Below are 12,743 nucleotides of genomic sequence, written 5' to 3'. Positions count from 1 at the left end.
CAGACGATCCATTCTACGCGTCCTCCGCGACCGCTTTTGATCTTTTCCGGCACGAGAAAGTGACATGCTCGGATTGCGCCACCTGGCATTGAGGGTTCTGGATGTTCGCCGATCTGTCGAATTTTACATGAAAACTCTGGGCATGTGGGTGGATTGGCAACCGGATGAAAAGAACGTCTATCTCACGAGCGGTTCGGACAACCTAGCGCTTCATCAGAGCGACGCGGTACCCGTGGGTGGAAGGCTCGACCACTTCGGGTTTCTGGTTTCGACGCCGGAGGAGGTGGATGGGTGGGCGCTTCGTCTGGCGGCGTCGGGGGTGGAACTGGCCGAGATGCCCCGGTCGCACAGGGATGGCTCGCGCTCCCTGTACTTTTGTGATCCGGACGGGAATCTCATTCAGATACTGTTCCATCCTCACATAGTTGGTCGATGACGTGCTATACTAAAATTTTGTTTGTACCGGAGGCCGCATCGATTACTCTAACCTTCAATTGAGGATATACCCGGTTGCCTGTTAAGAAAAAAATCACGCCCAAGATCTTCAAGCTGATCGATGAGGCTCTGGCCGCAATCGTCGATCAGTGGTACCTCAGCGTCAGCGATTATTACATCACAGCCGAAAAAAAGACCGAAAATCCGGAGATCCAGGCCGCTGAGGAACTCAAACGCTTCCACGACGCCTCGGGTCATCGCATCAAGTTCGACAAAGGTGATCTCGACTTCACCTACGGCCTGGCAGTGGACACCACAGCCGACCGATGCCTGCTGGAGGCAAGCATCAACAACAAGGTTCCGAACTTCAACTACCCGGAACTGGTGCGCCGCCTGTCGGTCCACTATGAAGCCGCCAAACTTAAGCCGATCGAGGGCTTCAAGAAGCTCAAGAAGGTGCCCAACTGCGATGTTTTCAGTTTGCCTGAGGACTTGCAGAACAGCCTCGTGGTGGAGCAGCGGGAGGGGAAGGCGGATATCGTGCGCCTGTCCTTCGGCATCGAGGAGGAGCACCTCGAAGAGCTGACTTCCGATCCGCCGGCATTCATGGAGATCATCCACCAGTACTGCGTTGCGCCGCTGCGCCGGATCTACGCGGACGTCTTCCGGAGCAATAAGAGGAAATAAAATCTCAACGCGGAAGGCGCAGAGAAACGATGCTTTTCATTGCTTGCTCCGCGCCCTCCGCGTTGAACTTTTCTGACAGGGATAATTGATGAGATACCGCCGCCTCGGACGGACGGGATTCATGGTCTCGGAGATCGGTTTTGGTGCCTGGGGCATCGGGCGCTCCATGTGGATTGGTGCCCAGGATGACGTTTCCTTGAAGGCCCTGCGCAAGGCTGTTGATCTGGGGGTCAACTTCGTCGATACGGCCCTTGCCTACGGAACGGGTCACAGCGAACAGCTGATCGCCAGGCTGCTGAAAGAGAGAAACGAGCGCATCTACGTTGCCACGAAGATTCCGCCCAAAAACCAGTTGTGGCCCGCTCCGCCGGAGTCGACTCTGGCAGATGTTTTTCCCTCCGACTACATCATCGCCTGTACGGAAAAAAGCTTGAAAAACCTGGGTGTCGAGTGTCTGGATCTGCAGCAGTTTCACGTCTGGAATGACGCTTGGACCGGCCGCCATGAATGGCAGGAAACCGTGAATCGACTCAAGAAGGAAGGGAAGGTCCGGCATTTCGGCATTTCCATCAACGACTATCAGCCCGAAAACGGGCTCGGTGCCGCCGACACCGGTCTCATCGATGCCTTCCAGGTCATATACAATATTTTCGAGCAGGCTCCTGAGGATCGCCTTTTTCCATACTGCCGCGAGCACGACCTTGGCGTCATCGTCCGCGTGCCGCTCGATGAGGGAACTCTTACCGGCAACATCACACCGAAGACGACGTTTCCCAAAGGGGATTTCCGCAACGAATATTTTCGTGGAAACCGCAGGCGGGAGGTCATGGAGCACGTCGAGCATCTCCGCTTTCTGCTGCACGACGGCGTCGAGACTCTGGCCGATGCCGCCTTGCGTTTCTGCCTCTCGCACGAGACGGTCTCCACGGTGATCGCGGGCATGCGTACGCCCGAGCACGTCGAAGCCAATTGCAGGATCTCCGACGGCCGCGGGCTGCCAAAGGATGATCTGGCTGCGCTGCGATCGCACGTCTGGCCTCACAATTACTACCTGTGAAAAGCCAAAGCTGCCACGAATAACGCGGCGCAGAATATCCGCATCGTAGAGGCTCAACGCAGAGGGCGCAGAGGCCGCAGAGGATTTTCGCTTCCGCATGACTTTTCTCCGCGACTTCTGCGATCTCTGCGTTGATCTTTTGCTTTTCTCACCTAAATGGCAAGGAAATGTAGGTACGCAATGCGAAGAACGCGAAGAAATTTTGTGTTATTCGTGTTTTTCGGGGCGGAGGTTTTGTAGACTCTAACTTTGACTCGGGGAAGGGCTCAACGTGAAAATGGTCCTGGCGGTGATTCGGCCGCATCGGCTTCAGGATGTCAAGGAGGCCCTGGCGGATGTCGGAGTGGTCGGCATGACGGTGACCGACGTTCGGGGTGCGGGCCGCCAGAAAGGACAGGTGGAGCGCTACCGCGGTTCCGAATACAGCATCGATCTGCTTGCCAAGATCAAGATCGAGGTGGCGGTCCTGGACACGCAGTGCGAAGAGGTCGTGCAGGCAATTCGCAAGGCTGCCTATACGGGCGAGATCGGCGACGGCAAGATCTTCATTTTATCGCTGGAGGATTCGATACGCGTGCGCACCGGCGAGCGCGGCGAGGATTCACTTTAAAAGCAAGATCTCAACGCAGAGGCCGCGGAGGACACAGAGGAACGACGTTTTTCTCCGCGTTCTCTGCGATCTCTGCGTTGAGATTTTAAAAAAACGCGTGGGAGGAGAACCAAATGTGGATGTCGACGGCTGCAGAGGTCGTGAAGTTTGTCAAAGACAAGCAAGTGAAGATGATCGATTTCAAGTTCGTGGATCTGCCCGGAATCTGGCAGCACTACTCGATCCCGGCTCACCGGCTCACCGAAGCGATTTTCGAAGATGGCATCGGTTTTGACGGATCGAGCATCCGCGGGTTCGCGCGCATCCAGGAGAGCGACATGCTGGTATTTCCGGATCCGGCCACAGCCTTCCTGGATCCGTTGCTCGAGATCCCGACTCTGAACCTGACCTGCTCCGTGCGTGATCCACTCACGCTCGAGCCCTTCAGCCGCGATCCTCGTTACATTGCCGAGAAAGCCGAGAAATACCTCATTTCGACCGGCATCGGCGACGTCTCCTACTGGGGACCGGAAGCCGAATTCTACATTTTCAGTGACATCCGCTTCGACCAGGGAACGAACTTCGGCTACTACTTTGTCGATTCCAGGGAGGGAGTCTGGAACTCCGGAAAGGACGAAAAGCCAAACCTTGGCCATCGCCCGCGTTACAGGGAGGGATATTTCCCGGTACCTCCCATGGACAGCTTCCAGGATTTGCGCAGCCACATCATGCTTGTGATGGAGCAGGTCGGCATCGAGGGGGAGGTTCATCATCACGAAGTGGCCACTGCCGGACAGGCAGAAATCGACATGAAATACGACGCGCTTCTGCGCATGGCGGACAAAGTCATGCTGTTCAAGTACGTCGTTAAAAACGTCTGCAAGCAGGCGGGATTCTCTGCCAGTTTCATGCCCAAACCGATCTTCCAGGACAACGGCTCCGGCATGCACGTCCACATGTCGGTATGGAAGAACGGCATAAACCAGTTCTATGACGAACGCGGTTACGGCGGCTTGAGCCAGACTGCGCGGTATGCCGTCGGTGGGCTGCTGCACCACGCACCGGCACTGCTGGCATTTGCGGCGCCCAGCACGAACAGCTACCGACGGCTGGTTCCGGGGTTTGAGGCGCCGGTGAACCTGGTCTACTCGCAGCGCAACCGCAGCGCGGCCGTCCGGATTCCGATGTATTCGAAGAGCGCGGGCGCCAAACGCATCGAGTTCCGATGCCCCGATCCGTCATGCAACCCGTATCTGACCTTTTCAGCCATCCTGATGGCGGCGATTGACGGCATCCAGAACAAGATCGATCCGGGCGAACCGGTGGACAAGAACCTGTATGACCTGCCGCCCGAGGAGAAGGCACTGGTAAGATCGACGCCCAGTTCGCTCAAGGACGTGCTTGGGGAGCTGGAAAGAGATCATGAGTTCCTGATGAAAGGGGACGTCTTCACTCGGGATGTGATTGAGACGTGGATCAGCTACAAGATCGCGCACGAAGTCGACCCGGTGCGCCTGCGGCCGCATCCATATGAGTTTTATCTGTACTACGACATCTAAAGGCAAAGCCCAACGCAGAGGACGCGGAGGACGCGGAGGACAGTTGGCTTCACTTATTGATAATCAAAAGATATCGTGACGGAAACAAAATTCCCAGCCCCGAAGGGGTGCCAGAGAGTAGCCCCGGGCGTGAGCCCGGGGTTGAGAGCAGGAGAAGAAGGAGCCCCGAAGGGGCGACACATCTCTCCTTGGAATGGCGTCACCGTAATGTCTGATCCTCAATAGGTAGTCCTCGAATCTTCTCTGCGTCCTCCGCGCCCTCTGCATTGAGCTTTTAGAGGCCGCATATGCAGCTCGAAATCACCCGGCTCCGGGATAAGTTTCGCGAGGGGAGGGCAGAGCTGTTCCCTGCGGATGCGCGCATGGCGCCATGCCGGGAGCTGATGGCGCGCCACGCCGTGCTGATCGACGGCCTGGTCGATGACATCTACCGTGTCTCCTGTGAGTTTGCCGATCAGCAGGCGCCACGTGGCAACCGTTCAGGCCTCGGGATCGTTGCAACGGGCGGATACGGTAGGAAAGAGCTGAGTCCATTCTCGGACGTCGACATAGCTTTCATCCCGGCCGAGGAGCAGGATCCCTGGGTTGAGGCTGCGGTTCATGCGGCCTTCAAGCTGGTGATGGACGTCTTCCTCTCCTTCCGCGAAGTGCACGTCGGCTACTCGTATCGCCCCATTTCGGACATCCCCACATGGGATCTGCCGGTCAAGGTGTCGCTGCTGGATGCGCGGCACCTCTGCGGCGACCGCCGGCTGTCGGGACGACTGCAGGAGCAACTACGCTGGAGCTTGTCGCCATTGGACATTATGCTTGAAATCCAGCAACTCGGCGAGCGGCAGGATCGGGGGAGCGATGCGGAACTGTACTCCGTCGAGCCGAATCTCAAGGATGGGACTGGCGCGCTGCGCGACCTGCATCGAGCCCGCTGGATCTACAAGCTGCTTCTTGGGGTGGACGAAGACGATCTGCTGCCGGAGCTCGAGCATCGCGGCCTGATGTCCTCGGCACGGATCGCCGAGATCGGCACGGCCGCTGAATGGTTCTGGCGCGCGCGCAATTGGCTGCATATCTCTGCCGGCAGGCGCTTCGACGTCCTGATCAACAATTACCAGGACCGGATCGCCGGCGAACTCGGTTCGGTTTCTGCGCAGGAGTGGCTGTCACAACACTATGCTCATGCGGAGACGCTGGCACTCTTCAGGGACGCCGCGGTGCGCCACGCGCTCGCGGGACCCATCGACCTCGGAGGCGTGCAGCTGGAAAATGGCTACCTTTACCGGCGGCGGATCCACGCGCGCCCCGACCCGGGCCTCGCCGTAAGGCTGCTTCATCTCTCCCAACGTTACCATGTTCCTGTCAGCCTGATCGATCTGCAGGATCTCGAAAGTTCGCGCCGCGCTGCGGCACAGGCAAATGAGCCCTCGGGGGATGAGGCCAAGGCCCTTCTCAGCATATTGCGGGAGGGGCGCCAGGTGGCTGCAACGCTGCGCGCGCTGGTGCGCTACGGGCTGATGAACCGCTTCGTCGACAATTTCTCCGAGGTGTTGCGGTTTGTTCCGCCCGACCCGGCGCATCGGTATACCGTCGGCGAGCACTCGCTGAAAATCGTGGAGTATCTCGAGGGTCTGCGTTCCGCCCATGACGAAACGGAGCGCCGCTTTGCCGAGCTGATGGCACAGTGCTCACATTTTGATGTGCTCTGTCTGGCGGCTCTGATTCATGATGCCGGCAAATTGATTCCCGGCGGTGAGCACAGTGATATGTCGCTGAAAATCGCTGCCGTGGTTTCCGACCGGCTCAAGCTTGCCCCCGAGAAAAGGGAACTGCTCGATCTTCTCGTCGGCCAGCACCTTCTGCTCGTGCGCACCGGAAGGCTGCATGACTTGAAGTCGCTCGCCGTCATCCAGAGCGTCGCCGAGAAGATTCCAGGCATGGACGCCCTTCGCCATCTCTATGTGTTCACGTATGTCGACACGCGCGCGGTAGCTGAGAAGAACTGGACCTCCATGGATCATCGTGACCTGGAGGAACTATTCCGCAAGGTGCAAAGCCAGCTGATGGGCCGGTCGCAGGAAGAGAGCGATGCCGACATCGTCGAGGGGCGCATCGGCGAAATTCGCCACACAATCGCACGCTCAGGAGAACCGCAGTCCGACGAGGCCGTGCGCCGCCACTGCGATTCCATGCCGGCGAGCTACATTCTGAATACCCCGCTCGATGAGATCGCGTTCCACATCAAGCTGCTGGCCGGCCTGGAGGCGGAGAGCGTAGTTCTGGACCTTTACAACCGTCCTGGGGACGACTATTCGGAGCTTACGGTCTGCGCCTACGACGACCCGCAACCCGGCATGCTTGCGAAGATCACCGGCGTGCTCTACGGCTGCGATGCCGACATCCAGAAAGCCCAGGTGTTCACGATGAATATGCCCCGGCCCGTCGTCCTCGATACGCTCTGGATCCGTTCGGCGGGGATGCAGGTTTCGGAGACGCGCGGGCGCCGCATCATGACTATACTCAAGGAAGTCCTCAGCGGCGGCCGTACCGTCGACAACTTTCTGCGTGGCGCGGGAAAGCACCCTCCCGCGGGAATACCCCTCGACAGCGTGGATCTGCGCAACGACATCTCGGAGGAGCACACGGTAGTCCATGTGATTGCCGGTGATCTCCAGGGGCTCCTGTACCTGATGACGCGAGCGCTGTCGCGGTCGGGCCTGCACATCCACTCTGCCCGGGTGGCGACCTGGGCCGCCCGCGCCGAAAACAACTTCTATGTCACCACCCTCTCCGGCAAACAGATTCCGGACGCCGAGCTGCCGCGCTGGCAGCAAAGCCTCGAGCGCACCTTGCAAGGGTTAAACGGGAGATAAAAGCTCAGCACCGAGGCCGCAGAAAACAACGTAGTTTCCCCACGCGCCCTCTGCGTTAAGCTCTTAAGAATCATGGAATTTTTCGATGCGCTGAAGAATCTGGAGACCATTTCACCGGTGATGCGCGATGCTCTTAGAAGCCACCCGCCATGGCAGGATTGGTTGCGGCACCGGATCCAGGCAGACCTTCCACCGGATCACGTGGGCGAATGGAACCAATGGCTCGCCGAGATGGGTCCGAGCACCGGCGTCGCTGCGGCGCTCCGCACCCTGAAGCAACGCGAGTATATCGACATTGCTTTCCGCGACATCGCCGGGATTGCTTCGTTTGAGGAAACCGTAGCTCGTTTGAGCAGCTTGGCCGACTGGGCGATCTCCATCGCCCTGGACGCGGCCTGGGACGAGGTTGCCGCGAAGATGCCCGCGTCCGTCAAAGAGCGCCGCGGATTGGCGGTCATTGCCCTGGGGAAGCTGGGCGGCGGCGAGCTCAACTACAGCTCAGACGTGGACCTGATTTTCTGCCGGCGTTCCTCGGACGATGAGCAGGAGAAGCGCTTTTTCACTCGGCTCGGCGAACGCCTTGTCCATGTGCTCGGACACCCTGAACCGGAGGGTGTTCTCTATCGCGTCGACATGCGGCTGAGGCCTCATGGCGGAACCGGTCCACTGGTTCCCACGATCGACAGCCTGGAAAACTACTACGAATCGTGGGGGGAAGCGTGGGAGCGGCAGGCGCTGATAAAGGCGCGCCCGGTCTGCGGTGATAATGAGCTCAATCGTCGCTTCCAGCGTTTCGCGGCGAAATTCGTGTTCGCGCGGCAGATGGACGACTCTTCCCTGGAGGAAATCAAACAGGTCAAGCACCGTTCGGAGAGGGAGTATGCCCTGGCAGGAGAGAGGATTCACATCAAGCAGGGGCCGGGCGGCATCCGGGACATCGAATTTTATGTCCAGTACCTGCAACTGATCGCCGGGAGCCGTCATCCTGAAGCCCGCGTTCCGGCAACCCTGGATGCACTCCGCGCGCTCGGCGCCGTGAAAGCGCTGCTCGAGGGCGAGGAATCACAGCTGGCGCTGGCATATATCTTTTTTCGCATCGTAGAGCACCGTTTGCAGCTGCGTATGCTGACTCCTCAGGCTGTCATCCCCGACAATCCTTCCGAGCTGGAAGTCCTGGCGCACGGACTGGGTTTCGCCTCCGCGGGGCATGCCGATGTCGATGCTTTCATTGCCACTCTGCGCGATCATCGGGCGCGCGTCCGATCCATTCTGGAGAGGATCTATCTCACGCCCGGCCACCTGCGGCCTCGCGAAAGGGAAGAGGAGTTTGCCCAGCTGCTCAGCGAGCGGACACCCAGAGCGCGCGTGCGGGAACTGTTGGCGAATTACGGCTTCCGTGACGTCGACAGGGCTTGGCAGAACATCAGGCTCATGGCGCTGGGCCCGGCAGGGAGCTTGTTGCCTCCCGGGGAGCGGAGGGCTTTCCTGGAAGTTGTTTTCCCTATGCTGGAGGTGCTGCGCGATTCCTATGATCCCGACCAGGCGTTGCACCACCTGGAGAGCTTCGCAGCCGCCAGCGGCAACCGCGTTTCCTTCCTGCGCGCGCTCGCCTCGAGACGGCCGCACCTGGCCCGGGTCGCCAACCTGCTCGCCCTCAGCAACCTCGGCCATCAGATCCTGACACGACACCCGGAATACTTCGATAGCCTGGCACGAGGTCTTTACCTGCACGAGGGGCGTCGCTGCCACGAGATGCTCGAGGAGCTCGAGAACCGGCTGCGGGCAGCGCCCGCAGGAGATCCTGAGATCGTCTTACGCAGATATCGCCAGCGGGAAATGATCCGAGTTGCGTATCGCGATCTGGCGGAGCTGGCCGGACCGCTGGAAATCAGCCGCGAGTTGAGCGATCTGGCCGAGGCTTGCCTCCACGCGGCTATGAACATGGCCGCCTGCGACCCGGCCGTGAGCGGACCGGACAGGACTCAATTGCGGATAGTCGCATTGGGCAAACTGGGAAGCCGGCAGATGCATTACTCGTCGGATCTCGATCTGCTTTTCCTCTACGATGACCCCCAAGAGGATTCGGCGCCTCACTCACGCACCGGGCTGCAGCTCCTTCAGGATGCCCGCGTGGAGCGGCTCCTGGGGCTGCTGGCAGGGGTCACGGCGGAAGGCACCGCTTACAAGGTCGACCTGAGGCTCCGTCCCGAGGGTACTACCGGTCTCCTGGCGCGGAGCTGGTCCAGCTTTCTCGAGCACGCGCGCCGCTACATGCAGCCCTGGGAGCGTATGGCGCTCGTGCGCTCCCGCATCCTCGCCGTATCGCCGGAAGTCCAGGCAGGCTGGGCGGCTGCCATGGAGGAAGTCGTTTATCACTTCCCTTGGGACCTGGAGGCCATCAACGCCGTCCGCCATTTAAAGAGGAGAATTGAATCCGAGACCAACAAGCAAAACCGCATCTATCTCGACTTCAAGTTCGGGACGGGCGGGATTTCCGATCTTGAGTTCCTGGTTCAGCTCCTGCAGGTATTGCACGGTAAGACTAATCCTGCGGTCCGAGCCCCCGCGTTGGCCGACGCCGTGGCCGCACTGTGCGACTGCGGGATCATCACAGCGCAGGAAAGCGGGCATCTTCTGCAAACACACCAGTTTCAGCGCCGGGTAGAGAATCATTATCAGCTGATCGAGGAATGGACTTCGCAGGAGATTTCGCGGGAGTCGCCGGACCTGGAGCGGCTGGCGCGCAGCCTCGGATACCGCGGCGCCGCCCCCGGCGAAGCCCGCAAAGTCTTTGTGTCAGAATGGGATAGCAGCGCCGGCCAGGTTCGTAACCTGATGGACAAATATTTCTACAATACCGGGGCCTAAGAGCAGCCGCGGATGGCACGGCTCGGTATATCCGAAACGCGAAGCCTCAACGCAAAGGCATCAGAGGATTTTCGCTTCTGCATCACCTTTCTCTGCAACCTCTGCGACTTCTGCGTTGATCCTTTGCTTTGCTTGCCTAAATGGCAAGTATCCGTAGGTGAGTAGCGCAAACGTCATCCATGCCTGTATTCGTGGAATTCTTGCCATTTGTGACCGCTTTAGCCTTCAAGAAGATTGACAATACTTCACTCACATTCTATATAGACAGAGCACTAATGTTATGGGGGAGCGGGACGAGAAAAGGACATTCAGGAGGAAAGGGTAAATGAGCAAAATCATTGGAATTGACCTCGGCACGACGAACTCCGTGGTTGCGGTCATGGAGGGGAGCGAGCCCAAGGTTATCACGAATCCGGAGGGGAGCAGGCTCACGCCGTCCGTAGTTGCAGTCGGGAAAGGCGGGGAGCGTTTTGTGGGACAGGTTGCCAAGCGCCAGGCGATCACCAATCCGGAGAACACGATCTTCTCGATCAAACGGTTCATGGGGCGGAAGTTCGGCGAGGTTCAGGAGGAAATCAAGCTCGTTCCGTACAAGGTCACCGAAGCGTCGAATGGGGACGCCACGGTGAAGATGGGGGATCGAACCTATGCCCCGCCCGAGATCTCGGCGATGATCCTGCAGAAGATGCGCTCGGCCGCGGAGGAATATCTGGGTGAGAAGGTGGAAAAGGCGGTGATTACGGTTCCCGCTTATTTCAACGACAGCCAGCGGCAGGCGACCAAGGATGCCGGCAAGATTGCGGGGCTGGATGTAGTGCGCATCGTCAACGAGCCGACGGCGGCCGCTCTGGCATACGGGCTCGACAAAAAGAAAGACGAAACCATTGCCGTGTTCGATTTTGGAGGCGGCACCTTCGACATATCGATCCTGGAAGTTGGTGAAGGGGTAGTCGAAGTCAAGTCCACCAACGGCGACACGCACCTGGGCGGCGACAACATTGACTTACGCCTGATGGATTGGATCATCGGCGAATTCAAGCGCGATCAGGGCATCGATCTCTCCAAGGACAAGATGGCGCTGCAGCGGCTGCGTGAGGCTGCCGAAAAAGCAAAGATGGAGCTGTCGACGGTGATGGAGTCGGAAGTCAATCTGCCCTTCATTACGGCCGACGCCGGCGGGCCCAAGCATCTGAACATGAAGCTCACGCGCGCGAAGTTCGAGCAGATGGTGGAGGACATCCTGCAGCGAACGGTGGCGCCCACGAAGCAGGCTCTTGCGGATGCGGGGCTCAAGCCCGACAACATCCATGAGGTAGTGCTTGTCGGCGGGTCGACGCGCATTCCCAGAGTGCAGCAGATCGTGCGCGACTTCTTCGGCAAAGAGCCGCACAAGGGGGTGAACCCGGACGAAGTGGTCGCCGTCGGTGCCGCAATCCAGGCCGGCGTGCTGGGCGGCGAGGTCAAGGACCTGCTGCTGCTCGATGTTACGCCGCTGTCGCTGGGTATTGAGACCCTGGGCGGCGTCTCCACCAGGCTGATCGAGCGCAACACCACGATTCCCACGCGCAAGTCCGAGATCTTCTCGACTGCTGCCGACAACCAGACGTCGGTTGAGATTCATGTGCTGCAGGGCGAGCGCGCCATGGCTCGCGACAACCGCACGCTGGGCAAATTTCATCTGATAGGAATTCCGCCGGCGCCGCGCGGCGTGCCGCAGATCGAAGTCACCTTCGATATCGATGCCAACGGAATTGTGAGTGTCTCGGCTAAGGATCTGGGAACGAACAAAGAACAGAAGATCACCATCACTGCCTCGAGCGGGCTCAACAAAGATGAGATCTCGAAGATGACGCGCGATGCCGAGTCGCATGCGGAGGAAGATCAGAAAAACCGTGAAGCCATCGAGGCCAAGAACAAACTGGATGGTCTCATTTACAGTACGGAGAAAATCCTGAAAGAAAATCGGGACAAAGTCTCCGAGAGCGAAGCCTCTTCGCTGGAGGCCGCGCTCACGCGTGCCAAATCGGTGTTGGAGCAGTCAAAGGAAACCAGCGATCTGAACGCGGCCATTGAGGACCTGACAAAAGCATCGCACAAACTGGCGGAAGCAATGTATCAAAAGACGAGCACTCAGACGCCGCCTCCAGGTTCCGGCCCCGGTCACGCCGGCCCGAAAACCGAGCCCGGCAAGAAGAAAGAAGACGAAGTCATCGATGCGGAATACGTTGACATGGATGACACCAAAAAATGATTAAAGCAAAGAGGAGTACGCCGGGGTTGGTGATTCTTCGAGATTCATTTTTGACCGATGGAGACAAGCTGGCTGACGGCTCGATTCCTCTGATCCCTCCGGTCGACTTGTATGAAACCAGGGATTGCTATGTCTTGAGTGCCGAGTTGCCGGGACTGGAAAGCGAAGATGTTCACGTGGAAGTCAGGGGATCTCAGCTTTCCATCTGGGGAGAACGCAAGGTGGACGCGTGCTGTTCCGATGAGAGTTATCACCGCCTGGAGGGAATCCGCGGGCGGTTTCACCGGACCTTTTCCCTGCCTGAAGCGATGGACAACGACACCAGAATCCATGCGACCCTGAATGCCGGTGTCCTGCATGTCGAGCTGGTCAAGTCCTCAAAGTCCAGGAAAATCACCGTTCAACCCTCGCGCACCGGCCGCTGAGTGTC

At 58.9% G+C, this 12,743-nt stretch carries 9 protein-coding genes; all 9 read left to right on the top strand.

What is annotated here, in order from left to right:
• The first annotated feature begins 64 nt into the window (after positions 1–64).
• The 9 genes from LAP85_05840 (at position 65) to LAP85_05800 (ending at position 12,738) form a co-directional block, all read left to right on the top strand.
• A complete protein-coding gene (locus LAP85_05840) occupies positions 65–436 on the top strand; it encodes a VOC family protein (GenBank protein MBZ5495905.1) in 372 nt (123 codons plus the stop codon).
• A gap of 74 nt (positions 437–510) precedes the next feature.
• On the top strand, positions 511–1,122 hold the full coding sequence (locus tag LAP85_05835; protein ID MBZ5495904.1) for a hypothetical protein: 612 nt from the start codon (positions 511–513) through the stop codon (positions 1,120–1,122).
• A gap of 88 nt (positions 1,123–1,210) precedes the next feature.
• Positions 1,211–2,179, top strand: a complete 969-nt coding sequence (locus LAP85_05830) for an aldo/keto reductase (GenBank protein ID MBZ5495903.1) — start codon at positions 1,211–1,213, stop codon at positions 2,177–2,179.
• A 271-nt stretch (positions 2,180–2,450) separates the two neighbouring features.
• A complete protein-coding gene (locus tag LAP85_05825) occupies positions 2,451–2,789 on the top strand; it encodes a P-II family nitrogen regulator (protein ID MBZ5495902.1) in 339 nt (112 codons plus the stop codon).
• A gap of 113 nt (positions 2,790–2,902) precedes the next feature.
• Positions 2,903–4,327, top strand: a complete 1,425-nt coding sequence (glnA, locus tag LAP85_05820; GenBank protein MBZ5495901.1) for a type I glutamate--ammonia ligase — start codon at positions 2,903–2,905, stop codon at positions 4,325–4,327.
• Between the two features lie 287 nt (positions 4,328–4,614).
• Positions 4,615–7,194: a hypothetical protein gene (locus LAP85_05815; GenBank protein MBZ5495900.1), complete on the top strand. Its 2,580-nt coding sequence runs from the start codon at positions 4,615–4,617 to the stop codon at positions 7,192–7,194.
• Positions 7,195–7,266: 72 nt separating this feature from the next.
• The gene (locus LAP85_05810) at positions 7,267–10,062 is read left to right on the top strand and encodes a hypothetical protein (GenBank protein ID MBZ5495899.1); all 2,796 of its coding nucleotides are present in this window, start codon (positions 7,267–7,269) and stop codon (positions 10,060–10,062) included.
• A gap of 325 nt (positions 10,063–10,387) precedes the next feature.
• Complete coding sequence (gene dnaK, locus LAP85_05805; GenBank protein ID MBZ5495898.1) at positions 10,388–12,313, top strand: molecular chaperone DnaK; 1,926 nt, start codon at positions 10,388–10,390, stop codon at positions 12,311–12,313.
• Entirely contained in the window at positions 12,310–12,738 is a 429-nt protein-coding gene (locus tag LAP85_05800; protein ID MBZ5495897.1) for an Hsp20/alpha crystallin family protein, read from the top strand. The genes dnaK and LAP85_05800 overlap by 4 nt, the downstream gene beginning before the upstream one ends.
• Positions 12,739–12,743 lie beyond the last annotated feature (5 nt).

This window comes from Terriglobia bacterium, from assembly GCA_020072565.1.
Classification (GTDB): Bacteria; Acidobacteriota; UBA6911; order UBA6911; family UBA6911; genus JAFNAG01.
The sequence above is the reverse complement of the archived record's forward strand: the minus strand, read 5'-3'. Positions and strand labels throughout refer to the sequence as shown.